Here is a 26115-nt window from a genome sequence, read left to right as displayed (position 1 = left end):
GCTCGTTTTACAGCGCTAAAACACTTCACCGCTAAAGAACATTTATACGGTCTCAATTTCCTATCCCAAAGGGAGAGAAAACGAGCACTTCAATGAGTTTCTAAAATCGCTCAAATTATTGCAGACGACAGCTAAAGAATACACCGATGACCCCGCGTGTTTTTTCAGTACAAGTACTGATTTTCGTCGGTATAAATCCCAATTGTTTTCATCATCTATCAAACTCTACTATGAGGTACTGTGCCTAAGAACATGGGCACGGTGTCTTTCCATGGTATTTAGCGAAATGCGCTCGGGTAGAAGCATCGATCTTGACCTCGGTTTATGAGGCATAAGCTACAAAATGAAAAAGGTTTCGCAACCAATGAAAGAAAAGTGAGGTCTGGTCGGCATGCGGTTTTCGATGACTCGGCTTCAAACGAGTATTTAACAAATTTTTCTAATATTCAACCTTATTGCATGGAGACAACAATGGCAATTCAATCGACGTTTCTAAAACCAAAAACGCTAGTTCTTGGCCTCGCTATATTAAGCATGTTATATGGAATCGCAGCTTATGCGTTGCCAGGCAATTCTGTAAATCGAACCTACTATTCGAATGCACAAAAAACGCATGTCGTAGGACACTACACTTTGTCATGCAGCGGTGCACACCATTCGTCTGGGCAAGTGACGAACTACTCCAAATCAACCTCTACTCCTTGTCACCACTAGGAAGAGAAACATTCAATTTTTTTATGCACACTGAATGCTCAAACTAAAAAGAGGACGGTCGGGATGATTGACTGTCCTCTTTCACTTTATACAAGCTCGGGATCACATGAAACGGAGCCGAGCCATGTAGGACGGGTGCAACCCGCGCTGTAAATTACCTTAATGATTCATCATTCAAATCTTCTTTCAAGCATCTAATTGCCCTTTCGGTATTTTGAACGTGCTGGCGACGCGGGTTGCACTCGCTCTACATTTTTCACGTTGCTTGCCTTTTAAAAAAAGAAATCGTTAATGCTATCAATGACAATCGATAAGCGTCAAACTAGCTATTCCCCACTGAGTTTTCATCGTCAACACCTAAAAAAGGTATAGTTGAACCTATTCTGAGCGATAGTGAAATTTTCACCGTTCTACCAATTTGATTCACACGTTTAGTTTCCCCTCTTTCTGGAGATGTTCCATGCTACGCCGTCAGGTTCTCGTCCTCGTTTCTGCCTTTTCTTTACTTGTCCTCGTAACACCTGCCATACACGCTGGATCTACGCCTGCCCGCGCTAAGCTGGGCATGGTGGTGTCGCAAAGCGATATCGCTTCCGACGTGGGTTTTCAGATTATCAAAAATGGTGGCAATGCGATGGATGCTGCGATAGCCACTGCGTTCGCTTTGGCGGTGACGCATCCTACGGCGGGCAATATCGGTGGTGGTGGTTTTATCGTGTATCGTCCAACTAGCGGTGCAGCTGTTTCGTATGATTTTCGTGAGGCTGCACCTAACGGATCATCTCCTGAGATGTGGTTAAAAGACGGTAAATACGATTACGATCTGCATCACAATAGCCACCGTTCCGTTGGCGTACCCGGTACAGTTGCGGGTTTGTATATGGCATGGAAAGAGCAAGGTTCTAAGCCTTGGAAGGAACTTGTCATGCCTGCCGTGGTGTTGGCGCGTGATGGTTTTGAAGTCTCGCATGGCTTGGCGCGTTCTTTAGAAAGGATGTTGCCCTCTTTTAAAAAATACCCGGCAACATTGGCGCAATTTTCTAAAAATGGACAGCCTTATCAAGCAGGCGAAACGCTGAAACAAGCCGATCTTGCACGTAGTTTGCTGCGCATTGCTGAGCAAGGCCCGGCGGGTTTTTACGAGGGTGAAACGGCGCTCTTAATCGAACAAGACATGAAGGCGAATGGCGGCCTCATCACACGCGAAGATCTGAAAGCCTATCAAGCCAAGAAGCGTGATGTGATCAAAGGAAGTTATCGCGGCTATGACATTATCGGGATGGCACCACCCAGCTCGGGCGGTGTCGCGTTGGTCGAGATGCTCAATCTGCTGGAAGGCTACGATCTGAAAACCAACGGCTATGGTTCTGCCAAAAATCAACACTTGATTACCGAGGCGATGCGTCGCGCTTTTGCAGACCGTGCGCAGCATCTGGGTGACCCTGATTTTGTCAGCGACATGCCTATCGCCCGCTTAACATCGAAAGAGTATGCGACCAACCTGCGCAAGACCATTAACCCCGCTAAGGCTTCAAAATCGACACCAACATCCTTCACCTGGCCAGCAGAATCGCTAGAAACCACCCACCTTTCTGTGGTCGATGCGCAGCGCAATGCAGTCTCTTTGACCTATACCTTGGAATACGCTTACGGCTCGCGTATCGTGGCGCCGGGCACGGGATTTATATTGAATAATGAAATGGGCGATTTCAATGCAGGGCCAGGTTTGACGAATGAACGCGGTCAGATTGGCACTAAGCCTAACCTAGCTGTACCCGGCAAGCGCATGTTATCGAGCATGGCGCCGACCATCATCGCCAAAGATGGCCAATTGTTTATGGTGACTGGCTCACCGGGTGGCAAAACCATCATCAATACGGTACTCACCACCGTTCTAAACGTCATTGATTTTGGCATGAACGCGCAAGAAGCAGTCGATAGCGGTCGCATGCATCACCAATGGTTGCCGGACACCTTGACTGTTGAACGATTTGGCTTCTCTGCCGACACCATCAAGTTACTGAAAGCGATGGGGCATAACGTGGTGGAAGGTGGCAACCAAGGTGCCGCCGAAGTGATTATATTGAACGCGAAAGAGAATCTGCTTGAAGGTGGTGTCGACCGTCGGCCGGCAGATGGCGGAGCGGCTGGGAAATAAGCTTTCAGGATAGGCATGGTTCTTATTTTAGGATAAGATCAACGACAGCTCTGGTGCCGCAATAGGATACGTTCAATGCTGCTAAGAGCATCATATGGTTGGCGAAAATCTGCAAACAGCTGTGCATTATCGGGTGGTTCGTTACGGCATTCTGGTTCTGTACGAACCAAGTCGAAGATTTCTTGGAAACTGCGCAGGCCGTCTATGTGGGCGAATATCTTGCCAGAGTATTTTCCTGGATTAGCTACCAACGTTGCCCCCAGTCTCTGATGGTGCAACACAGTCGGCTCGCCCTTATTTGGCGCAAACAATTCGGCCAGCGCTTTCCCACTGAAGGGATCGTGGGCGAAAAACGGAATATATTCTAAATTTCCATATGGCGACTTTGCATCCTCGCCATGGGTTAGGTACATCGTATGGCGCGTCAAGTCACCAATCAACAATTCAGATATGGCATAGCGATCACGTTCGCTCAAATCCTTGAGATGGTGACGCAGCTTATGAGCGTCACGACCCAGCGTCATCTCTGGCAGGTAGGGAAATCGTCCCCGATTGACGTCAGTCAGTGCGATGGTTAGATTATGGCCATCCTCTAGCCACTCGAACAGTTGCGGCACCGTATACGCCCGATCTTGCGAATGCAGCAGAGAATCATAGATGGCAGCATCGGTTTGGTCGTCGCCATAATCGTCTCCCGCAAGCTTGTACCAGTTTAGAGCAGGTAGAGCCGCCAGCACTTCTTTGGCATGCGTCAGTTTGTCGTCTTCATTGCAACCTCGGTTCGCTAGTTTTAATAGACTTTGCATATGGTAAATTCCAGTGCGACCAATTTGCCCATATACCATCAGTCCGATCGCACCTTGCGGCTTTAATACACTAAGAAGCGCGCACATTCCAGCATTAGGATCGGCCAAATGGTGTAGCACGCCGACACAATTGATATAGTCGAACAGACCCAACTCAAGCTTTGGGAGGTCGAGAATTGATCTCTGGATCCAGCGGATGTTCGTTAGCTTCCGAATAGCTGCACGCTCCTTGGCGATTGCGATACTCGCACCACTAAGGTCCAGATGAACGATTTCGGCATTCGTATCCTTTAGTTGTTCGCCCAAATAGATAGTGGCGTCACCAGTGCCGGCACCTGCTACCAACACACGAAAGCCATTCTTGAAGTTCTCCTTTCCCTGAAAACAATAGTGGTTCATCAATGGCAGGCTATCCAGCCAAGTGTGCATCAGCCGTTTGTATTCGTCTTGCGGTTCGCATGGCGGATAGGGAAGACGCTCATATTGAGCTTTCACTTCAGTGAGGTAATTCGTCGTGATCATCACAAATTTAATCTGGTAGTTTAAGTGGGAAATATCTTCATGTTTTTTATCAAAATATGCAATAGAATTTTTAATCAAAACAGCAAAGACATCTACGTCAAAGTTTAACAAATCTAGAAAGAATGGGGTTAGTTTTGACATTCAAACAAACTCCAAAATCTAATTCATTCATACGAAAAAAAATCTTCTATAATCAATTAACCCGGTGAAAATTTAGATAAAAAATGGGCACGTTACTCGACGAAATTAAACAACTCAATATCGCTGATCGGATTGAATTAATAGAAAGTTTGTCGAATTGCATTGCCAATCGTAGTTCTAATTTCTCGATTACGGATGCGCAGAGAGCTGAGTTTGATCGTCGTTTGGCCAGGCGCGCATCAGAGAAACCACATAGTGTCACTCTCACTCAAATAACACAAAAACTCGGCGTCAATATAGGAATTTTATGGTCGTCTTTGAACCAGACGCAGAACTAGAAATCATGGATGATTTTCAATGAGACGAAGAACAGTCCTTCGGTTTAGGTGGTGAATTTCTTAGAGCAGTAAAACAAAGCGACGCCGTGCTGACATGTATTCCATTTCAATATCAAATTCAACATAAAAAGTACGCAGCACCTTCCGTAGTTGGTTCCATATGCTTTGCACTACCTCATCGAAGATCATGCAGTGTCCGTGTTATATGCGCGAAGCAGGCAAAATTTTAGAGATTTCTCCCCCAAAGCATGCCATAGGCTAGACGCTTACCTGCGGTACGACTGTCCATAATTTTTCCTCAATCGTCCTTTCGCCCAATCTGCCATCAAATCATAAAACCTAGGCGTCACGTTAGTGTGTTTGCGTGAGAAATCAGATGCCTGTTCATAACGCCACATGCCATGCTCAGTGTTAGGGAAAATAAACATCACATTATTTTTGCCCTCATCTCGCAATTTCTGTAAGCGCTCCACAGTGAGTGAAATTGGTGCTTGCCGATCTTCATTCGCGAATGCCCATAACTGTGGGACATCAAGCGCTCGTAAAACTCGCATGGGATCTTGCGACCAGTCGACATCGAATTTATCCAAATGCGGAACACCATCGCTACGAAGTACACTGACGGGAATACTCAGAAGCACGCCTGTATAAGCGCCTTTGATGATAGAAAACCACGGCTCTTTTTCGAAACGTTTTTTGATCGAATCAAGGTCATCGAGTCCGTCTTTATAAGCAGACTTAACAATGCGTGCGGTAATGTCCGTGACCATTCGCGCCTTAGCGAAGACATCTGTGCCGTAGCCACGTTCTTCCAACTCCTTGGTCACCTGTGCCGCATCTTCTTCAGCAATATCCACCGCGAGACCGTAGCCAATTCCCAAAAAATCTGCTTTAGCGCGTGCTGCAGCGAGCGGAGCAATCCACCCACCTTGGCTCAAACCAATCAGACCAAAACGACCATAACGAGCAGCCGCCAGACGTTTGGCTTCGTGCGACGCTGCGACCAAATCGTTCGCTAAGATGGGAAAATTTTGAGTATAGTTTCCCTGAGATAATCCAGTACCGCGTTTGTCATAAACAAAAACCGACACGCCGCGTCCCACCATTTGATAAGGATCTCTCCCATGGTCAATCCAAGCACCATCCTCAGAGCCGTGCGCATAAACGACGAGCGGCGTATGCTTATCGGCGTTAGTCGGTTCGATTAGACGACCTGCGAGGGAAATGCCATTTGACTCAAAACGCGTATCAGTTTCAACAATGGTGGCTCTCGGCCAAGTCTCTTTATTTCGAACCAACACAGCAGCATCACGACACACGACTGGTGAATTGGCATCTAAGGTATTGCCAACCATGCCGTCGCTAAATGTATAGTCAAAACCTCGGCTCGCTTTGGTAAGTGCAAGAAAAGTTGAGCCATGCTTTCTAAAGATTCCGGTCTGACAGAGTCCAGCCTGCGGCAAACGAGATTCCGCATGAGCCTTATCAGTCGATAATTCGCGATGCCTCGGGTTACTTGTTAAATCCTCGGCGCAAGCAATACAACTTACGGTCAGGAATTCGACAAATAGTAATCGAATCAATGTGTGCATAATGTCTCCTGTTGAAATAGTTCACAGAGATAGTATTCAACATCGATTTACTTACTCTTTCACTTCCGACGAACAAGGGAATGTGAGGACTAAAGCCAAGAATTTCAGGATTGAATCATTAAAAATTCGTGCGTGTGAATCGTTATTTGCGCAAATCATCTCGTTTGAGCGGAATACACGAACTTAGGCCTCATAGATGCTTGGCGGTTCGATGCAAATGTACGCTGCATTACAGCCAATTTATTACAGCCGCATTGTTTCTGATAATCGGACATGTGCACATCAAGACTTGATTTCCTTTCCATTGAGTCGTACGCACTGCTCCATAGGCTTAAGCTCAGCATTACCAAATTTACGTCAAAAAAAATGCATGCTCACATTTCCAACAGATATTTGAAATCTTCACCATAAGATATTTACTTTTTTAATCCACTTTTCTTTTACGTAATTTTTATCGCTAAAATAGATGCATCTTCTGTTGGCATTTCTCTTATGTGAGGCGATTCATGAGTTCAGCCGTACCGATGCAACAAGCGAAAACAAACACGGCAGGGCAAACTGCACAGCAAACGAGCCAATTGGCGGGACAGAACCAACAAATCAGCACAAGTGATTTTGCCGACCTACGCTCGCAAGCAACGACTCAGCGCCAACGGCAAGACGCCGCCAACCAAAGCCCACAAAGCCGCCAACTCAAAGCATTTCAGCAAATGGCTCAAGACAGTGGACGCGCAACGCAGCTTAAAAGCTTAGGTGCCATGAAAAATGCCCCAGCGGTACAGCGCATGAAAGAAGAGGACACGCTACAAGCCAAAACGGAAGGTACGACTGTACAGCGATCGAGCCAGCAAACAGCGCAATTGCAAGCATATGCGCAGATGCAAAAAAACAGTCAAACGGTCATTCAGTGTTCGGTGGAGAGGAGTCGTGCACGTGTAAAAAATAGGGAAGACGCAGTTTGGTATTCTAGCCATGACGAGCATACTTTTTTTGTTACAAAAGAAGCTGCGGAGAAATACGACCGCACATTAATAGGCGAGAAGATGCAGACTCACTTTGAAAAAGTCGATGAAAAAAGAGAGCAAAGTAGGAATAAAAGAAAGCGCAAATACGAAGCAGAAATAAGCAATAAATACGATGATTATGTGCCCCCCACTACCAGTACAGCGCGGGTCTATAAAGGCGCGAAAAAAGGTGAAAAGAGAGAATTCGATGACTTAGATATTTTTAAACTCGATATTGACAATGCTAAAAACTATTCTGAAAAAATTTTCAGGGACAGAAAGCTCGATAAGTTTGAAACTCAAGTGATGGAATTAAGCGGCCATCACTACGTTCTACAGCCAGGACAAGACATAGGATTAACACCAACGCGGATGCGACCTGATATGCAAGAAGGGCATGAAAACCTTCCTTTGGAGCGCGATGGTAAGGCACAGACCTATGCGTCGGTTGGAAAAAATATGGATCAAATCGTTGAACGCTGTATTACCAAGGAAAATGGTCCCAAGGAGACACGTATTCGAATTGGGAAGGACTTAGATCGACAAACTCGTGGTTCTGACGTTGGAGGCAGCATAGAGTACAAAAAAGAGGAGCTCGATATCATGAGTGAATGTGCAGCCATTCTTCGTCTAGATAAAGGCCGCGTCCCCGACGCCACAAAATACATTCGAGAAACCATAACCTCAGGGAATTTTAGTTTTACCCAATTATTAGGAGAACAAAAAAAGTATGTTGGTGCGATAGTATCCGGCGGAGTAGCGGCTTTACGACTCGTAAATAAAAATAAAAAATACGGAGACGATGCATATTTATCCGACGGATCAGATATCGACGAACACATACACATAGACAAGAAGAGAAAAGTTAGCCATTCCTCTCCCACGGTTGTGGAAGAGAAAGATATCGTCGAGGAAGAACTAGACTTTGAGTTAGAAGGCATGATTGAAGGGGATCTCGACAAGAGGTCTTTTTCCAATTGGGAGAAAAACGTGATCGCGCTTGTGAGCAATGCCCTAGGTGAAAGAAAGCTCGATGACGAGATTTTGCAAAATCTTTTTGCCGCCAATTTAACAGAGAAAGAGGCCTCCGAGCAACTCATTAGCTTAATGTCTAGCGGTGATGAGTATGAGGGAAACGACGAACATTTCTATCCTAGCGATGATGGTGACGTTTACAAGGAGTCCGACGAATTAAAGGAATCGCTTGACTAGGTCAGACGTTTTTAAGCAATTCACTGTATTTAATTTCACATTGTCTTCAGTGTTTTTACAAGCGTAGCGCGGGGCCACAAGCGTAGCTCGGGGTCAGGCCTTACATTTTACAAGGGCCTTAGCTCGGGGTCGGCCTTAGCTCGGGGTCAGGCCTTACATTTTACAAGCGTAGCGCGGGATCAGGCCTTACACTTTACATAGCACCATAATTGAAGCAGTAAGACGCCCAAAAAAAACGAATCGCAATTCAACATCTTAGCCAAAAGGATTTCAACAAGCCAGGTAAGGTGATCACATTTTTGTGCATACACGAAAAATATCCCTAGCATATAGAAATTGATTGTCTTAATTCGGTGCCTTGTTTAACGACCGTAACGCGTGGGCATAATGTGCCCACTGTACGCAGCTTGAACGGCAGCGCTAAAAATACTTTGCAAATCACCCACGTGTTGATTCCTACAAATGAAATCTAAGTAGAAAAGAGCCGCCGCTGGCTGGTATTCTATGGAAAACGACCAAATGCGAGGATGCCATGAGTAGCCAAATTGCCAATATGCTTGATGGACTGGAATTGTTTAGTGATTTTTCCTACTCCGAACTGGAAGTCATTGGTGGTTATTTAAATTTTGAAGAGGTCAAGGCCGGCAAGGTGATCTTTAGCGAAGGTGAGCCGGGCAGCTTTCTGGTGATCTTGATCAAAGGCCGGATTGCAATCTACAAGGAAGCCGACCAAGGCAAACAATTGCTCTCCACTGAAGTGAGGGGACGGGTAATTGGAGAGATGGCGTTGCTCGACAACGAGCGGCGCTCGGCCACCTGCATTGCCGATAGCGATTGCGAATTGCTGGTATTTACCCAAACCAACCTGAAGCGACTATCGAATAACCGCCCCGCTACCGCCTATCACTTCATGTTTCATTTGGCACGTTCGCTCTCAAAACGTTTGCGTCGCACTTCAGGCATATTGGCCGATTTTTTGGGTCACGCGTAAGATCCGCAAACGGGGACAGTTGTAACATTCCAACATCCAAATAAAAAAAACACACCTCGTCCTCCCAAGAAAAGTCTTCAAAACTAAAAGGAACAACGTCGAATTATTTCCCAACAAAAAAGTAATACGAGGCTGCCTCCTTCGGCTGAAATAACAAGATATCGTGACACTAAAAGATAAATACATCGCAGCGTTTGAATCAGCCAAAGATGAGCACGGTTTTTGTGCCCACGCGGAAAATAATTTCGAACGCATAAATTAAAGGCAAATGGTTATCGTATTAATCTTTTTTATGTCTGGCTCGATAGCATCGTACTCGCGCGAGAACGTGTAGCATTACGTGTGAAATTGAGCCAACATAAAATTCCACCAGATGTGATTGCGCGACGTTATGCGCGTAGCATACAAAATTTCCGTGGTTTGTAATCTTGAAGAATAAGTGAATGGATGTCAGGAATTCTAACCGTCAACTTGCGATCATTCAAATACAAAATATTATATTAATGACAAAATGAAAGGTTTTATATGCATTTCAAAACTAGACATTTCGCTAAGAAAATACAAGCAAAGAATATAGTTCAAAATGAACCTTTGGAAAAAAGATTTACCGAATTCGTGAGACAGGCCGTGACGATCGGCACGCCAATTTCCGGCATCGTTTCGGTTGCATATCTATGGTTATATCTGACCTACATAGGTCGCCAAGATCAGTTATTACCTGCGTTATCGAATGCCAAAGGTTTGCTCGCACTTTTCGGCGCATCCTTGCTTTACTTTCCGCTCCTAATTTTTGCATTTCTATTGCCTGGAATATTCACGTATTTGTCATACCATTTTCTAAAAAAACACATCCTGTATGATGACAAAATTCCACACCAATTGATGGCTATGTGCCTGACAGCCGTAACGCTAACCGTGTTACTCGAAGTTGCACGCCGAGTCGCCATGGATAAATATTTTCATGTACCGGCATGGGGAGAGCTCGCATTATCATTGCCTTTGTTAATGTATTTCAGCCTTCATCGATACCGCAAGCAACATAAAAAAGAGAACACTTACTTTTCTTTCCAACAGGAACTCTATTTTTGTACACTTGGAGTAATTGGCTGGCTCGTTGTGATGTTAGTTTGTGTTCCGTTGAGCCAGACTCTACGTGACACTGACGTAGGCAATATACGCAAAATCTTTGATGCCTTTGTTGTGAGCGTATCTTTACTCACAATTGCTCCTTTATTTGTACGATTGAAACAACGATGTAATACATCTGCAGAATTGATTAAGACAATGAGTTTCGCCACAATATCTATTTTAATCATCGTACTTCTCTTCTCACCAAAGGTTTATGGGCTCACACTAAAAAAAGTCGCCTATTCGCTTGGGATGCGCGAGAAAGGAACGAGTAGGTATATTTTGAATGCCAAATATTTCGGGCACGATTTGACAACCGATTGGAAAATGGAAAAGCTAAATGGAGATTTTTATCTAGTTACTGCGCGTAATTTATTTACGTTTGGAGATACAGCAATCCTATGCCCAAGTAATTACAAGGATAAGTCTTCGACCGAAATACGCGAGCGAGCAAGAAATGAATGCCTTGCTTTACCTATTTCGGAAATTCACCCTTGGTGGCAGCCATATGCGCAGCAAGGCGTGAGTTCTGACATTCCGAAATCCCCATAAATTGTGAAGAAAAAATAGAGCCAAAGATAATCAGCTAAACGGAAATCACAAACTCATGTCACAACTCCACGTCATCGTCATCGGAGATTCAAATGGTGCAGGTAAGTCTACCCATCACGCCCTTAGTTTTGCGTGATTATTTAGTGGTACCGGATTTTGTGAATGTCGATCAAATCGCTGCTGGATTGTCGGCGTTGAATTCTAAAAGTGCGTCCCGCAGATCACAATAATTTAGATCATTAAAATGCTCCATAAACTTTACGGTTTTTATTTCCTCAGCAGTAATGCGGAATTTTCCAGCAAATTTCAGCTTGAAGAATCGGTCAAAAAACTCAAACAGAAAATTGAAAATGAAAAGCGAACGAATAGTTCCTATCCAAGATTTTCGTCCGACATTTCTGGAACAAAAGTAGTGATTGAGTCATCCAATATTCCGTTCTGGACAAATATGAAACCCCAGTTTACCGGGAAATTTGCACTCAAAAATGGGGCTAACTTCCTAGTCGGAAGATTTTGCGTTCCGACATCAATCCGCTTGCTTATTTCGATTCTATTAGTAGCGAGTTTTTACCTAACCGCGATTGAGATTTTTCGCTATTTGACGATACCCAACCTTAAATTCCCTACTGAGACTCTTTTATTTTTGGGTGTGAACCATTTCTTTTTATTTTGGAGTTACCTTGTTTCCGAAAGTGATGTTTCAGATATCTCAGAAACGATACGATCGGCTTTACAAGATAACTAGCAACAAAGAGAGAGCGGCGCGGGGTCAATTCTAACATTCATACATTCCCTCAAAGACTCATGAATAAATCGATCCTCGCCATTCCGAGAAAAACCTTCTACCATCGAATAACACAAGCATAATTCAGGTCTTCACAATGTGCGCATTATTCGAAGAAATCCAGCAGTTTGATATTGCTGCCCTGCCGTCTAACTTCACAATTACAGATGCACAAAAGGCGGAGCTTGATCGTCGCTTAGCAAAACGTGCATCGGAAAAATCCATCGGTGTCAGCCTAGATCAAATCGCACAAAAACTCGGCGTAACGATATAAGTTTTTTTGCGATTTGAACCGGATGCCGGAAGTCATCGAAGTATTTCAATGGTATGAAGAACAGTCCTTTGGTTTAGGAATACAACATGGCGTCATTCAAATGTCCGACGATGAGCAATTCCGTATGGGAATCAGGTACAGGGTAGTGCCAGTTGATGTCTTCAACACCGGCAAAGCTGATGTTAGACAAGTGTAGAGATTCTGCCTCGAAAATGCTCAGACCTGTTACCTGCTGAGAAAGCTTGGGTGTTGGCATCCATGCATTGCTGAAATCGTACATGGCATTTTCCGCACCAGTGCTACTAAACCCGAATGCCATTAAGCCATTTGATGGCACTACCGCCGTGGTCGGTGCTGATGTGACACTCTCGTTAGTCCCCAGCGAATCCGTATAATAAATTTTGACGGTAATAGCTTTCCCAAGTTCGGCAGCCTTGATCGCGTAAGTGGATGAACTTGCACCTTTGATTTTGACACCATCTGCCATCCAGAGGTAATAGATTGTCCCCATACCATCGAGATCATTAACCGTACTATTGACACTCAAAACTTGTCCCACCTTAGCAGTCCCAGACAGCGTGACGGCACCCGTTGGTGCATCATTCACATTGATGACTGCTAGTGTTGATCCAGAATTGACACGCTCAGCATTGCCTAACTGATCCAAATAAATCGCCGACACCGAAATGTATTTGCCGACTTCATTTTGACCCAAGCTAAAATTTGAGTTGGTCGCGCCATGGATGTCAACACCATTCGCACGCCACTGATAAGTAATCACCCCCATACCATCGACGTCGGCAAGTGTATTGCTAGCCGTCAGCATCTCACCCTGTCGATTGATGCCACTCCAAGTCACGGCGCCTGTTGGTGCATGATTATTATCTTGAACTGCGCCGGTTGCAGCCGAACTTACACTCTCGAAGTTACCGCCTTGATCGGTGTAGACCGCACTGACGCTGATGTTCTTTCCGGTATCCGTACTGCGCAAAGTATAGGTGGCGAGATTTTCACTTTTAATCGTGACACCGTTTGCCTTCCAAACATAGGTAATCGATCCTAAGCCATCGGTATCGACCAGGGTATTGCTCGCGGTGAGAACTTGCCCTACGATGAGCTTGCCAGAAATACTGACGATGCCGGTGGGGGCGTCGTTAACATTGGCGACGTTCACCATCAGGTTGGCACTGCTGGTCGACACGTCTATTCCGTCACTTACTTTAAACCCTATGCTTGCATAGGCATTGCCACTCGTATTGGCGACCGGGGTAAACACTAAGCGACCAGCAAGAATATCGGTCGCACTGATACTTTGATTTTCCGAAACACTATTTCCGTTCAGACGTAGACTGCCTTGCAGCGGCAAACTGGTGACCATCACGGCTTGTAGCGTATCTCCGCTATCACTGTCGCTGAAACCAAAATTTGAAATTCCTAACGTGAGCGAAGTATCTTCGTTTATCGTAACGCTTTTATTGGACGATGATGGCACGGCATTATCAGCGACAGCACTCGTTGCTGCAGAGCTGACAGTTTCAAGCGTCTCGTTTAAATCTGTATATGAAGCGACCGCTGTAATCACTTTGCCGACTTGAGCTTGGGTGAGTAATAGTGTTGTCCCGGTCGCGCCGTTGATAGTATTGCCGTCGGCTTTCCATATATAGCTGATCGTTCCTAAGCCGTCGGCATCGGCAAGATTGTTGGTGACGCTTAAGGTTCTACCTTCACGTGCAGTGCCGCTGATGGTGACGCTGCCGGTGGGCGATGAATTCAGTACTATATCCAAGGAAGTTGTTGCACCTCCACCTCCGTTGCCCGATACATCTGTATAAGAGTCGCCTGCTACTGTTATGCTCGCAGTGTTCGATCCAGTGCCTGCGGTAAAGGTTGCAGTTCGGGTTAGGCCACTCCCCGTAATTGCGCCTAGCGTCCCGCCTGTGACGACGATATCACCGGAACTTCCATCCCAAGCAAAAGTATCACCAGGATTTTCGCTAAAGGTAAAAGTGATGGTTGCAGTATTACCAGAATTGACGCTTGCAATATCGCTGCTAATGCTAAGTGTTGGGTCCGTAACATCGTTATACGTGTAGGTGATGGCATCTGCTGTGATGCCTGTTAGACCTATCACTGTAAGCCGATAAAGGGGTACGTGATCGTCATACATGGCGGGACCAAGAGCAATATAATGCGTGTAGAGGTGTTCTAGTACTAGTGTAGTGCCACTCAAGGTGGCATTCTCTTGAATTTCATAGTCATCTGGAAAATCATAGTAAGAATCAGTCACTGTAAGAGGATAGGCAGAGGGATCGGTGACCATCGACATCCCCGTGCTCGCGGTGACAATATTCAAGGTGTCGCCAACGCCAAATCCTGTTAGATCGACAGTGTAAAGTCCAGAAGTTGCACTAGCCAGATTGATCGTCAGTGTGACGTTTCCGCTGAGAAGATACGTCCTTGCAGCGGCAAGGTCGCTGAGGGACGTTAATATGCCATTGAACGTGCTTGCGACCGGAGGCGATGCATTCATAGTTCCAAATGAATATGTCGGCAAAGTCATTTGTCGATTGTTTGTCTCAATCGGTATCGATGAATTAAAAAATGTCGAGGAGTCTGATGGAGAATATTGGTCAATGTCCTCTGTATTGCTGCCTGTGTTAGTACTGATATTAGTACTGATGCGCTTGTTATTCATACTTGTTACCTTTCGAGAGATTCCTAACTACATTCAGATTATCAGTACTAAATTTACAAGCATAAAAACTTGATTTTGATTAGTACGAAAGCGATACAGATGAGTCGAACATAGATTGAACTACCTATAAATTTATTGGGACTAGTGTGGAACTAACACATCGTACATCGATTGGTCAGGCGGAGAAATGCGTGATTTTTTGCCTTAGTCATCAAATGAACAGCGCGCAATCGCTTTATTCATTATCTAAGTTTTTTTGGATAAAGTCTCCACGAACGTAGGCGACTTCAACAAAAAATTTAGGAGCGAGACCAATTGTGCAACGTCACGGAGATTTGATATTGCTAGTGGTTAGTAGAATCTGAAAAATTTTCTAGCCATCTACGCAAGATCTCTTCTGCATGTGGGGGTCACATGTGCGTGTTCAGGCCTTACATTTGACATAGAGTCATAATTGACGAAGTAAAGCGCCAAAAAAACGAATCGCATTTCAACATCGTAACCAAAAGAATTTCGACAAGCCATGCCACAAGCCCGCGTCATCGGACGTCCAAATGGTGTAGGTAAATCCACCATCACACCTTGGGTTTTGCGTGATTATTTGGGTGGCATCGGATTTTATGAATGTTGATCAAATCGCGGCTGGCTTATCAGCGCTTACTTCTGAACTTAATTCTGAACTTTTGATAGAAAAAACATAGCCCCCTAAGAACTGGTACGGCGGTCAATTTTTGAGATCCAACATCAACACCCTAAAGCGTCAAATCAAGACTTGAAATCAATGAATTTTTGTGTTTTCTCAGGTGCGTATCGCGTGCTCTACACTCACGCCGAGCGCACTGACTGTTTGCATGACATAATCATGCAACCTCCATTTGAACACCAATTTTGCATGGTTTTAAGGCTTGATCACGACGCCCTCTTTCATCACAAATTTCACTTGCTCTAATACCAGCGGATTGTCCAATGGATTGCCCGGCACGGCAATAATGTCGGCGATTTTCGATTTCTCTAGACTACCGATTTTATCGCCCCATCCCAGGAGTTCAGCTGCATGGATGGTGCTTGTTCGAATTACTTCTGCAGGGCTCAAACCGGCCATTGCATAAACACGCAATGGCAAGAGTGAACTTTGGCCGCGTGTTAAATTACCCGCTTGGTAGTAGGAATCACTGCCCAAGACAATTCTGACACCCGCCGCTTTGGCTTTAGCAATTCTCTCCGTCGCGAATTTTTCGGCATACTTAAACATGTTTAAACGCGCCTGATCCGATTCACTGATTTCTTTTTCGCTGGACTTTCCGAGGTAAGACCATGCAGGAGAATCCGTAGCAACCATGGTGATGTTTTTCTTTGCCATCAATTTTAGAAGTTCATCGGAAATCCCATACGCATGTTCTATCGAATCCACACCAGCCTGCGCCGCAAGCATGCCCGCTAGTTCGGTGCCGGCGTGCGCAGCAACTTTGATTCCTACCCGATGCGCTTCATTGACGATCATCTGCAACTCTTCGAGTGTCAATAAGCGCGACTCCGCATCGACAATCACCTTAATCACATCAGCACCGTCGAAGATGGCACTACGAACCGCTTTACGTGCTTCTTCAGGGCCACTAATGACGGCGTATTCCTTGTCGATCAAGGCCTGAGATTCTTTCGTCAATTTGTTAAATTGCCCGCCAATCGGCGCCAAGGCACGCGTCGATACCAACATGCGCGGTCCCTGTATCCAAGATTGATTAATGGCATCGCGCAAGTCAACGTCCGCATTCGTACCAGAGTTACCAAGGTCACGCACGGTGGTGATGCCTGACATCAGATCTTCGCGTGCCATGGTCGCACCCAACAAGGCTCGCTTCGCATCAGACGTCGTGGAAAGTGTGTGCACCATACTGCCAGACTCACGTATGCGCGCAGAAGTTTCAAACGAGAGATTTTGTAGCAAGTGAGTATGCGCATCGATCAAGCCCGGCATCAAAGTGACATCGCCAAGATCAATCTGTTTGGCACTGAGAGGGATCGCAATATTCTGCCCAAGTTCAATGATTTTGCCTTTCGATACCAAGACAATCGGATTGTTCAAGATTTTTCCTGATTTCACATCCAACAAACGCGCAGCCTTGAGTGCGATGATTTCACTATCACCGCTTGCGGGTAACAAAAGACTAACACCATTGGCGATACTTGCTAATGTCAGCGTTGACAGCGCTAAGGACAAGCATAAAAAACGACCCAAGAAACTCAATTTCATCGATTACCTCCCACTACAAAAGAAGAAGCAATAGTGTAACGAAAAACCAATAAAGTAAAGGATCGCTTTTTGTCAGCACCGTAGAAAAAAGAGCGCAATTTGCCCGCTCTACGAAATTTAATGTGAGACATATCAAAAGACCTCAAGCAGTAATCATTTCACGTGGAGCGAAAATTTTTTCCATTCGTTTTGATAAGGCAGATTGCCGATTGACTAAAAAGGTCGTTAATTGCTCTCGAAAGTCTCCGCTAACAGCGCCTTGAATTGACGGGCGTAATGCTAATTGTTGGCGCCAGGCGCATACCTTGGGCGTGTGCTTAAAAAAGCCAAAGTCATCGATCAATTCAAACGTGTCAAAATACCGAAACAGTGGTCCGAACACCGCATCGACCATAGAAAAATCCTCTCCCGAAAAATAACCACCTCTCTCGCTCAATACTAATTCTATCTGCGCGAATTTTTCTGCTATTTCGTTGACCTTCAAGGCGAGCGTCTTCTCATCTGGCGCATTATAGAAACTCGCTACGCTGTTTAAGATGCTAGTACCAAACTCCATCCATGCACGGTGCCGCGCACGTTGTAGTGGGTGCGCAGGATGCAGATGTGGTGCTTGCGTTTCGTCGAGGTATTCGCAGATCACAGCGGATTCAAAAATTGCTTCATCGTCCACCATCAAGACCGGTGTTTTCCCTAGCGGTGATAGCTGCAAAAACCATGTTGGTTTGTTCGCCAGATCGATCTCTTTGCGTTCGAAAGGAATGCCTTTTTCGCGAAGTAAAATTGCCGCACGCTGTACATAAGGGCACAAAGGATGACTGAGTAAAGTAAAAGTGGGCAGAAGTATGCTGGAAGTTGACATGTCACACTCCTCATTCAGAAAAGGTAAACCGTTGGCTGCGGCGGGCGGCAAAACTGCCATCGCCAATCAACCAAAGTGAGATCGAGGCAATGCTGAGAAACAGTGGATATTCCCAACCACCACCTGGGCTAGTGTGAGTCCAACCATTTGGCAGATGTACCCATGTCGCCGTCAACATGACAGGCACTAACGCCAAAGAAACTTGTCTGGCGTACACGCCAAAAATCAATGCGATGCCACCCAAAAATTCGGCAGCAAATACCGGATACGCCAAAAATCCGGCAAAACCGATACTTTCAAAATACCCAGCTGTGCCCGGCAGCGTAAACACAAAATATTTCAACGCAGCGTGCGCCAGCCACATGATGCCTAGGCTAAGGCGTAATAAGCTGATGCCAAATTGGGCAGCGTTGTTTTTCATATTGTTGTTCATGTTGTTGGTCCTGTTGTTGGTCATTTCATGGTGCCATTGAGTTGTTGAAGCCCTCAGTATATGATTGCCATAACGCATAAAAAATAGGCATAAGTGAATTCTATGATTGCGAAAACGCAATACAAATTAAGTGCGGCTGATCTTGAATTGGTGCTGGCTTTGCATCGAGGTGGTACGCTGGCGGCAGCTGGAGAACGTCTGGTGCTGGATGCATCGACGGTATTTCGTTCGATACAACGCATCGAACGTGGTTTGGGCCAACCACTCTTTACCAGATCACGTAACGGCTACTTAGCGCTGGAACTGGCACAAGTATTGACAGCACATGCAGAGCAGTTAGAGCGAGAACTGGAATTGGCACGTTCTGCCGCCCAGCTTGTGCCCGATCAGGTATCTGGCACCGTGCGCCTAACTACAACCGACACTATTTTGCATGGTTTGGTCGCTCGCGTACTGCCCTCTTTGCGAGTCGCGCATCCACTGCTTGAGCTCGAAATGCATACGGGAAATGAACTGGCCAATCTGACTCGCCGAGACGCAGATATTGCGCTGCGCGCGACGAAAAAGCCACCACAACATTTAGTAGGAAAATGTATAGGCCCTATCCGTATCGCCTTGTTTGCTTCAATCGGAAGTGGCATTAAAAGCATGGACGACGTCCGTGCGCAGAATAGTGCATGGATAGCACCTGACGATGCCCTGCCAGAACATCCCTCGGTATTGTGGAGAAAAAAATACTTCCCGAAAGTGCAGCCGCAATATCGAGTCAGCAGTATTTTAACTGTGGCTGAATTTGTGGTGCAGGGCTTGGGGGTCGGTATTGTTCCGCTATTCCTAGGCCAGCATCGTAGCGAACTGCGACAAATTACCGATACGCTTGATGAGTGCCAAACTGAACTCTGGCTACTCACACACACGGAATCGAAACATCTCAGACGCGTCTCTACCGTGTTCGCACATTTGGCAAGCCAGCTAAGCTTGAATTAGTTTGCACCACTGAAAACAAGGGATCAAGATTTGACATGCAACGCCGTCTCAGCAATGCATCATTGCGAGTCCTTACCCCAAATCTCGAGGAGCTACTTTGACGGATAGTTGTGAAGTGATTTGGAAGACTGTTTAAGCTTGCCGTTTCTATCTTCTCGACCTTTTACTCAAGTCCCACTGCCGAGCGCCCTCACAAAGCAAACACGAGCCAGAGTCGTCTTGGGAAGTGAGTAAAGTTCTCCCAAATGAATATATTTTTTGATTTTCATCTTCTCAATGCCCGCCACAATCAAGCGCATTGCCAGCAGCGCTGTGGGGATTTCAGCGCCTGGCTTGATCAAAAATAGCGAACTACATCCCTTATAATGTGAGGTTTTGCCTGCTTGAAAACCGTCTTCATTATGAATTATGTCGTAAAACTCTTCCCTGAAATCACTTTGAAAAGTGCCTCATTACGCAGGCGTTATATCACTGCATTGCAGATCAATATCCATACAATTTTGTCGTCTATCGATCAAGAGATCAAAGTGCTGCGCGAGTGGGATAGGCTGGTGGTTCAGGTGACGCCTAGCGCTGATCAAGCGGCTCTGGTCGATGCGCTTGGGCGTATTTCGGGTATTCAGAAAATTCTCGCCGTGCGTATTCTCAACACGTTTGATCCTGAAGTGATGTTGACTGCGGTGCGCACTGCTTTTGGTAGTCAGTTGAACGGGAAAACATTTGCGGTGCAAGTTAAGCGTAGTGGCTCGCATGAATTTACTTCGCTAGGTTTAGCGCGTCGCATTGGTGGTGCGCTTCTGGATGAATTCCCGAGTTGCGGCGTGGATTTGGACAATCCACAATTGCCAATACGCCTAGAAGTGAACTCCAAAAATACGCTGCTAGTGGAAGCCGAGTATCCAGGTTTGGGCGGCTATCCTGTGGGAACACAGGAGGAAGTTTTGTCGCTGATTTCAGGTGGATTTGATTCAGCGGTGGCGTCTATGCAACTCATTAAACGCGGCTGCAAGGTGCATTATTGCTTCTTTAATTTAGGTGGCGCGCAGCATTCCCGCGGTGTTAAGCAGATGGCAGTAAATTTGTGGCAGCGCTATGGGGCTTCGCATCGGGTACGTTTCTTTGAAGTGAATTTTGCGCAAGTATTGGCGCAAATCCTTGAGCGCATACCGGTTGGCAATCAAGGCGTTGTGCTGAAGCGCAGCATGTTACGCGTAGCGGATAGTTTGGCGCAGCGCTGGGAAATCCCTGCCTTAGTGACGGGTGAAGCCTTGGGTCAGGTGTCGAGTCAAACGCTGACGAATCTGAATGCAATTGACCGTGCGAGTGAAACGGTGGTGTTGCGCCCACTGGTGAGTTGGGATAAGCCCGATATTATCGATATGGCGCGTCGCATAGGCGTAGCCGAGTTGGCTGCGTCCATTCCTGAATTTTGTGCTGCCATTTCCAGCAATCCCAATGCGAGAGTCAAACTTACTAAAGTAGAGCTTGATGAGGAGCGCTTAGATGCTGACATTTTGCAGAACGCGATAGACGCAGTGCAATACTTTGACATCAAAGACTTGATGCAAGAGCTAGAAACCGCTGCGCCACTCACTGAGCTACTCACTGAGCTACGCTGTGTCGCAAACTCGCAGACAGACACAACAATGTCAAGTACGGAAGACGTGCTCACTGATGTACTCATGAATGTAATTATCGATGTGCGGCCCGATGCGCAAAATAGTACTCTTGCGCCGCAATTGCGTAAGCATTCCAAACTGAACATACAGCACATCCCCTACTATAGGATCTTGACCGAATTTGCTAAACTTGATCAATCCAAAAACTATTTTTTGTATTGCGATAAAGGCGTGATGAGCGGCATGCAGGTGGCGCATTTACGTGAGCGTGGGTTTAGCAATGTTCAGGTATGGCAGCAATGATGAAAATCAGTCATGGGGTCTGACCTGCCGACATCCCGATCAATTTTAACGAAAAAAAATAGAATCACAATTCATCATTAAAACGGGAAACGCAAGCCCTTGCCACAAACCCACTTCATCGTCATCGGAGGTTCCAAAGGTTCAGGTAGATCTCTCATCGCGCCTTTGGTTTTGCGTGACTATTTAGTCGTGCCGGATTTTGTTAATGCGGATCAAGTCGCGGCTCGTCCATTGGCATTTAATCCGGAAGTGAAGTAAAGTTCACCACCTGCCAGCTTCATAATATAAGACGAAGAAGCGCTAATTAGGATAGCGAGACCCCTTTTCACAAAATCTTTTAGGAACAAGAAAATGCGTTTGTTTTCCAAATCTGTTTTACGGTCTGCATTAGCGGCTTGCACTCTACTTTTGAGTGCGGAATTATTTGCTGCGAATTCAGTGGGACAGCCTGCTCCCAACGAATTGGGACGAACACTCGATGGCAAAGTCATTACGCTGTCGAGTTATGCAGGAAAAGTCGTGGTGGTTTCGTTCTGGGCGACTTGGTGTACCTATTGTTTGAAAGAATTGCCCATCCTGGAAAACATACAAAATCTTGGTGGTGAAGATCGAGTACAGGTCATTGCAGTCAATACAGAAGAGCGCGATGTATTTCGAAAAGTCGCACGTACACTCAAAGATTTAAAAATGATGTTGGCCTATGATCCCGATGAAACTTATGCGAAGAGCTTTGGTGTCAAAGGCATTCCGCATTTAGTCATTATTGGACGTGACGGAAAAATTATTCAGGTCTATCGCGGCTATGGTGAAAGCAGTCTGGATGGTATCGTCGCCGATTTGAATCAAGCCATCAATACACCAGCACCGAGCACCGTCTCTGGCGCGAAATAAGGTACATGGGCTTAGTTCTATCATTCCATGCCCCCGCATCAATTTTAACGAAAAGATAGCACCACACCTGATCAATAAAACGGGGGGATAAGTCCATGCCACAACGCTAGTCATCCGAGAAACAAATGGCACGGATGAATCTACTGTCGCACCTTTAGTTTTGTGTGATTATTTGGTGGTGCCGGATTTTGTGAATGCAGATCAAATCGTGGCTGACTGATCGGCATCTCGGCACGTGTGTAAGTCTAGATATGCAAGGTTAACGTCACAAATGTACAGTCGCGAAACGTGATCCCATCATTCTCCTCTGCTTAGCGAAACCATGAACGAAGACATAGTCAAAGTACAACAAGAAGTACAGCGTAAATTTGGACGTTGTATGTTCCGCTTACAGCAAATCGAACAGTTGTTAAAAATCTTGGTGTCTCACGCGTCGGTACAAGGTCATGTTGATGAAATTCTTAACATCCAAAACAAGAAACTAGCCGATATTAGCAGGACAACCATGGGTGGACTCGTTAGTTTGCTGTGGGGTGAACTCTGCCCGCCGGCAACGACGGAAGAGATTCCTGGAAACGAACCAAAAGAAGTTAGCGAAACTGGTTGGATAAGCACGAAATTTCAGATATCAATGCCTGATAAGGAGTTCGAAAAGACGAAACAAGCATTAGTGGACTTCGTCGATTTGAGAAATGGGCTAGTGCACCAATTTATTGAACGGTTTAAAATCTCGTCAATATCTGAATGCCACAAAGCAGATGCCTATCTCGATGAATGCGATGAGAAAATAGGCACTCAACTATTACAACTGCAGTTGTGGTCCAAAGCGCTTTGTGATGCGCGTACTGCGATCTCAGCATATATAGGCACGACAGAATGTGAGAATGCATTTCTTCATGGTGTCTTGCCGGATGGGGACGTGCAATGGAATCGAAGCACGATAGTGGAGTATTTGCGTAGTGCCGAAAAGTCCTGTGCACTGCATGGTTGGACCTTACTTGACACCGCTATTGAGCATATACGGATGAGCGATAATACACAAACGCCATCTAAATATGGATGCAAGACTTGGCGCGAAGTTTTAAGAAAATCCGAACAATTTGATATTAAAAAAAATGTCAACCTTAACACTGGAAAAGGCCAGGTTTGGTACCGCAGCCGAATGATCGTAGTCGTTCATTAGGCATGTAAGGTGGGCACGACATGCCCACACCACGTCAACAAATCCGAACTCAACCACGTCATGCAATACGTCCATGCTATCGTCATCAATATTGGGATAGGACTGCCCCCTTTTTACTCTCTTACAAGACTGACTCCTAGACTTGCTAAGCTAGCTGCAAACGCCAACCGTCTGCCTTAAGCTGTTCCACCAGACTGTCTGGGCCTACCATGTGATACAGGCCGACAATTACCAGCGATGGCGCGGTCTGTTTTTGCATCGCGGCAAATCGTGGCAGCCAGTTACGGTTACGTCCTACCACATGCTTGGCATAGAGATCCGGTTGCGAGCGCTTCATAGCATCGACAAATTCGGCGGCGGGTGTGGTATCGCCATGCGCCCAGGCTGAATAGACACGCTCATTTTCTATGGTTCCTGCCAAGATATGATTCAGCGTGTACTGTAGAAATTGCACGTCTTCCTGAGCGGACATTTCGCCCATGAATTGAAGGACATCATCCTGCGTTTCAAATTCACTGGCTTGCGGAACCTTGGCTATCTGGGCGCTGCGCAGCAGAACGCTTTCGGCAGTTCCCTGCTCATCTAGTTTCATGGCCTGGAAATAAGCAGATTCGATCATGCTCGCAGCCAACCATGGTCGTAGCGGCGCAATCATTTCCAGCGGTAACTTCGCAAGTTCAGCCGCCTGCTTAACGCGAGTCAAATCGGCAGCACTCAGCCATTCACTTAATGGCTTTTTCGGATCCAGTCCATACTTCAAAGCTAGCGCCTTGGGATTTTGGCGATGAATACGATTAGTTTCAGTCCAGATGGTGCCACATATCTTTACTAGGCTTTCTATGCGCGTATCACTCCACGCTGTGGCGCGAGGCGGTGTCTGTCCCATCAGATAGACTGTATGTCCCGCCTTTTCCACTTTCCACAATGGCCATGACTTTGTTCCAATAGCTTCTTTTTCTGCAGCGGAAACAAGGCCACTTAACTCAAAACCTGCTGCGGCAGAAAATGCCGCCATGGCTTTTAATACCTGACGTCGCGATAAAGCATTCTGTTGATTCTTGGTGATTTGCATGATTCAACTCTCCGGGTTTTGTGCACAATTTGTGCACTTGTAGTGAAAAACACGCAGTGTATGAAAATTGCGTTTGCCAATAATGAGGTTTGCGACAGAATGCAAAGTAGAGCAACCCATTTGCAGTATTGTGAGCTTAGACGAGTGTTGCCATTGAAACCAGAAAACCTCAATAATGTGAAAGTCGAATCTGAACATCCTTTTTGGGTTTTTAAACCTGATCAAAATGGCTGGCTGGTTCTAAAAAGTGATTATGTAACGGGGTTTGACTATAAGCTTTTGAATTGATCTAAGCCTTGGATGAAATTGCGCCCGATTAAATAAACAGGAACGAGGATGGCACTTCCGATGGGAGCGCTTGGGAGAAGAAACGGATAGCATCGAAATTAAAAAATCTTGGGTAATGGACATGAAGTGATTGTTCAATTTTCGAGGGCTGTCGATGACTTTGATGTCTTAAAGTCGCTCAACAAATTTCCCATAAAATTCGAACGTAGATTGGAAATTCGCTTTCTTAACTTTTACTCCCCCCACTTTCGGTGTGAACCGCTTTCTTTGCGATCACCTCGATATTTTATTGCTTGGAATTCATGTCAGGTTCGCACGTCATATAGAAATTGCTGCGCGAACATTTAATTGCGCTTAGAATTCCACTCTGCCCGACTTCATTGGGTGAACACGGAAGATCCAAGTTCCCAGCCAACCTCATTTTAGCTTGCACATGCACGAACTTTCCCAACAAATTGATTTCATTCTCGAACTCGACAAACTCAAAGCAGTGTATCGCAAAGCACTAATCAAGGCTGATAAAAACCGATTCGAAAATAGCGCGGAACATAGTTGGCATATCTCACTAACGGCACATATTTTGTCAACGTATGCGGATGAGTCTGTGGATATCTCTCGGGTAACGTTGATGCTGCTAATTCATGACATCGTGGAGATTGATGCAGGTGATACTTTCGCGTTTGATCATCATTCGGTATTGGGTGCTCAGTCAGATAAAGAGATCGCGGCGGCGGAACGCATCTTTGGACTTTTGCCTGAACCGCAGCGTCAAAAATTCACCTCACTCTGGCATGAATTTGAACAAGCCGAAACACCTGATGCGCAATTTGCAAAAGCGATGGATAGGATACTTCCCTTGATTCAAAACATGCAGAACGAAGGCGGTAGCTGGGCGCAAAATACAGTATTCAAACATCAGGTGATCAAGCGTAATCAATATCTCGAAACTTCGGCACCGAAGCTTTGGAACTACGTATTAGCGCAAATTGATATCGCCACTGAAAGAGGCTGGTTGCGTGCGGAATAAATGTATGTAGTCGGCACATTTTTTGTGTACATGGAAATTTAATAGTCATCGCAAAAAACTTTGCGCTCTTAAATTTTTTCGCTTTCTGCAACCGTAACGCGTGGGCACAATGATGCCGTGCCCACCCTTCTATGAAGCATGTCAAGTACGACTTGCAAATGAATTGTATTCAATTTTCATTCATCATTTCTCACTCCTGCTTCGCTGTGTAGTACGTTCACTAGTCGTAATAAGTCTCTGGTCATTGGCTCGTGAAACTTAGGTTTCACCACCTTCTATCCGCTGGCGTTT

At 45.7% G+C, this 26115-nt stretch carries 23 protein-coding genes; 16 read left to right on the top strand and 7 right to left on the bottom strand.

The annotated features are described in order from the left end of the window. The first annotated feature begins 324 nt into the window (after window positions 1-324). Both H8K55_RS22355 and ggt read left to right on the top strand, forming a co-directional pair. Window positions 325-714: a DUF6289 family protein gene (locus H8K55_RS22355; RefSeq protein WP_408057988.1), complete on the top strand. Its 390-nt coding sequence runs from the start codon at window positions 325-327 to the stop codon at window positions 712-714. 460 nt (window positions 715-1174) lie between these two features. After that, window positions 1175-2872, top strand: a complete 1698-nt coding sequence (ggt, locus tag H8K55_RS18420) for a gamma-glutamyltransferase (RefSeq protein WP_222612531.1) — start codon at window positions 1175-1177, stop codon at window positions 2870-2872. Between the two features lie 38 nt (window positions 2873-2910). On the opposite strand, the gene H8K55_RS18415 is transcribed toward ggt, so the two are convergent. Continuing rightward, window positions 2911-4341, bottom strand: coding sequence for a class I SAM-dependent methyltransferase (locus H8K55_RS18415; RefSeq protein ID WP_230408703.1), 1431 nt, complete (start codon window positions 4339-4341; stop codon window positions 2911-2913). Window positions 4342-4424: 83 nt separating this feature from the next. Here H8K55_RS18415 and H8K55_RS18410 point away from each other — a divergent pair, with 83 nt between their 5' ends. Then, the gene (locus tag H8K55_RS18410; RefSeq protein ID WP_186943536.1) at window positions 4425-4679 is read left to right on the top strand and encodes an addiction module protein; all 255 of its coding nucleotides are present in this window, start codon (window positions 4425-4427) and stop codon (window positions 4677-4679) included. Between the two features lie 266 nt (window positions 4680-4945). On the opposite strand, the gene H8K55_RS18405 is transcribed toward H8K55_RS18410, so the two are convergent. Then, window positions 4946-6271, bottom strand: a complete 1326-nt coding sequence (locus H8K55_RS18405; RefSeq protein ID WP_186943535.1) for an alpha/beta hydrolase family protein — start codon at window positions 6269-6271, stop codon at window positions 4946-4948. Between the two features lie 506 nt (window positions 6272-6777). Between H8K55_RS18405 and H8K55_RS18400 the strand changes: the two genes are divergently transcribed. The 6 genes from H8K55_RS18400 to H8K55_RS18375 all read left to right on the top strand — a co-directional run bounded on the left by H8K55_RS18400 (window position 6778) and on the right by H8K55_RS18375 (window position 12216). Continuing rightward, the gene (locus H8K55_RS18400) at window positions 6778-8487 is read left to right on the top strand and encodes a hypothetical protein (RefSeq protein ID WP_186943534.1); all 1710 of its coding nucleotides are present in this window, start codon (window positions 6778-6780) and stop codon (window positions 8485-8487) included. A gap of 532 nt (window positions 8488-9019) precedes the next feature. Then, on the top strand, window positions 9020-9478 hold the full coding sequence (locus tag H8K55_RS18395) for a Crp/Fnr family transcriptional regulator (protein WP_186943533.1): 459 nt from the start codon (window positions 9020-9022) through the stop codon (window positions 9476-9478). A gap of 525 nt (window positions 9479-10003) precedes the next feature. Beyond that, a complete protein-coding gene (locus tag H8K55_RS18390; protein ID WP_186943532.1) occupies window positions 10004-11158 on the top strand; it encodes a hypothetical protein in 1155 nt (384 codons plus the stop codon). Between the two features lie 92 nt (window positions 11159-11250). Continuing rightward, window positions 11251-11388 (top strand): hypothetical protein, encoded by a 138-nt coding sequence (locus H8K55_RS18385; RefSeq protein WP_186943531.1) that lies wholly within the window; start codon window positions 11251-11253, stop codon window positions 11386-11388. Window positions 11389-11402: 14 nt separating this feature from the next. Continuing rightward, entirely contained in the window at window positions 11403-11903 is a 501-nt protein-coding gene (locus H8K55_RS18380) for a hypothetical protein (RefSeq protein ID WP_186943530.1), read from the top strand. Window positions 11904-12039: 136 nt separating this feature from the next. After that, window positions 12040-12216 carry an addiction module protein gene (locus H8K55_RS18375; protein WP_186943529.1) on the top strand — a complete coding sequence of 59 codons (177 nt, stop codon included), beginning with the start codon at window positions 12040-12042 and terminating at the stop codon, window positions 12214-12216. A 73-nt stretch (window positions 12217-12289) separates the two neighbouring features. Here H8K55_RS18375 and H8K55_RS18370 read toward each other — a convergent pair whose 3' ends face one another. The 4 genes from H8K55_RS18370 to H8K55_RS18355 all read right to left on the bottom strand — a co-directional run bounded on the left by H8K55_RS18370 (window position 12290) and on the right by H8K55_RS18355 (window position 18454). Beyond that, window positions 12290-14911: an Ig-like domain-containing protein gene (locus tag H8K55_RS18370; RefSeq protein ID WP_186943528.1), complete on the bottom strand. Its 2622-nt coding sequence runs from the start codon at window positions 14909-14911 to the stop codon at window positions 12290-12292. 898 nt (window positions 14912-15809) lie between these two features. Continuing rightward, window positions 15810-17162: an amidohydrolase family protein gene (locus tag H8K55_RS18365; protein ID WP_186943527.1), complete on the bottom strand. Its 1353-nt coding sequence runs from the start codon at window positions 17160-17162 to the stop codon at window positions 15810-15812. A gap of 142 nt (window positions 17163-17304) precedes the next feature. After that, entirely contained in the window at window positions 17305-18021 is a 717-nt protein-coding gene (locus H8K55_RS18360) for a glutathione S-transferase family protein (RefSeq protein WP_186943526.1), read from the bottom strand. A gap of 10 nt (window positions 18022-18031) precedes the next feature. Then, the gene (locus H8K55_RS18355; RefSeq protein ID WP_186943525.1) at window positions 18032-18454 is read right to left on the bottom strand and encodes a DoxX family protein; all 423 of its coding nucleotides are present in this window, start codon (window positions 18452-18454) and stop codon (window positions 18032-18034) included. 102 nt (window positions 18455-18556) lie between these two features. Here H8K55_RS18355 and H8K55_RS18350 point away from each other — a divergent pair, with 102 nt between their 5' ends. The 5 genes from H8K55_RS18350 (at window position 18557) to H8K55_RS18330 (ending at window position 23437) form a co-directional block, all read left to right on the top strand. Then, entirely contained in the window at window positions 18557-19441 is an 885-nt protein-coding gene (locus H8K55_RS18350; protein WP_186943524.1) for a LysR family transcriptional regulator, read from the top strand. A gap of 401 nt (window positions 19442-19842) precedes the next feature. Continuing rightward, window positions 19843-21363, top strand: a complete 1521-nt coding sequence (gene thiI, locus H8K55_RS18345) for a tRNA uracil 4-sulfurtransferase ThiI (protein WP_186943523.1) — start codon at window positions 19843-19845, stop codon at window positions 21361-21363. Window positions 21364-21462: 99 nt separating this feature from the next. Then, window positions 21463-21621 carry a hypothetical protein gene (locus tag H8K55_RS18340; RefSeq protein ID WP_186943522.1) on the top strand — a complete coding sequence of 53 codons (159 nt, stop codon included), beginning with the start codon at window positions 21463-21465 and terminating at the stop codon, window positions 21619-21621. Between the two features lie 93 nt (window positions 21622-21714). Further along, window positions 21715-22254, top strand: coding sequence for a TlpA family protein disulfide reductase (locus H8K55_RS18335; protein ID WP_186943521.1), 540 nt, complete (start codon window positions 21715-21717; stop codon window positions 22252-22254). A 322-nt stretch (window positions 22255-22576) separates the two neighbouring features. Beyond that, entirely contained in the window at window positions 22577-23437 is an 861-nt protein-coding gene (locus H8K55_RS18330) for an OST-HTH/LOTUS domain-containing protein (RefSeq protein ID WP_186943520.1), read from the top strand. Between the two features lie 145 nt (window positions 23438-23582). On the opposite strand, the gene H8K55_RS18325 is transcribed toward H8K55_RS18330, so the two are convergent. After that, complete coding sequence (locus tag H8K55_RS18325) at window positions 23583-24509, bottom strand: TraB/GumN family protein (protein WP_186943519.1); 927 nt, start codon at window positions 24507-24509, stop codon at window positions 23583-23585. Window positions 24510-24569: 60 nt separating this feature from the next. Between H8K55_RS18325 and H8K55_RS18320 the strand changes: the two genes are divergently transcribed. Together H8K55_RS18320 and H8K55_RS18315 are read left to right on the top strand one after the other, a co-directional pair. Then, window positions 24570-24797, top strand: coding sequence for a hypothetical protein (locus tag H8K55_RS18320; protein ID WP_186943518.1), 228 nt, complete (start codon window positions 24570-24572; stop codon window positions 24795-24797). A 433-nt stretch (window positions 24798-25230) separates the two neighbouring features. After that, complete coding sequence (locus tag H8K55_RS18315) at window positions 25231-25824, top strand: HD domain-containing protein (RefSeq protein ID WP_186943517.1); 594 nt, start codon at window positions 25231-25233, stop codon at window positions 25822-25824. Window positions 25825-26115: the final 291 nt, after the last annotated feature.

The sequence above is a fragment of the Affinundibacterium flavidum genome, from assembly GCF_014284175.1.
Lineage (GTDB): Bacteria > Pseudomonadota > Gammaproteobacteria > Burkholderiales > Burkholderiaceae_D > Undibacterium > Undibacterium flavidum.
This window is presented reverse-complemented; position numbering and strand designations above follow the sequence as displayed.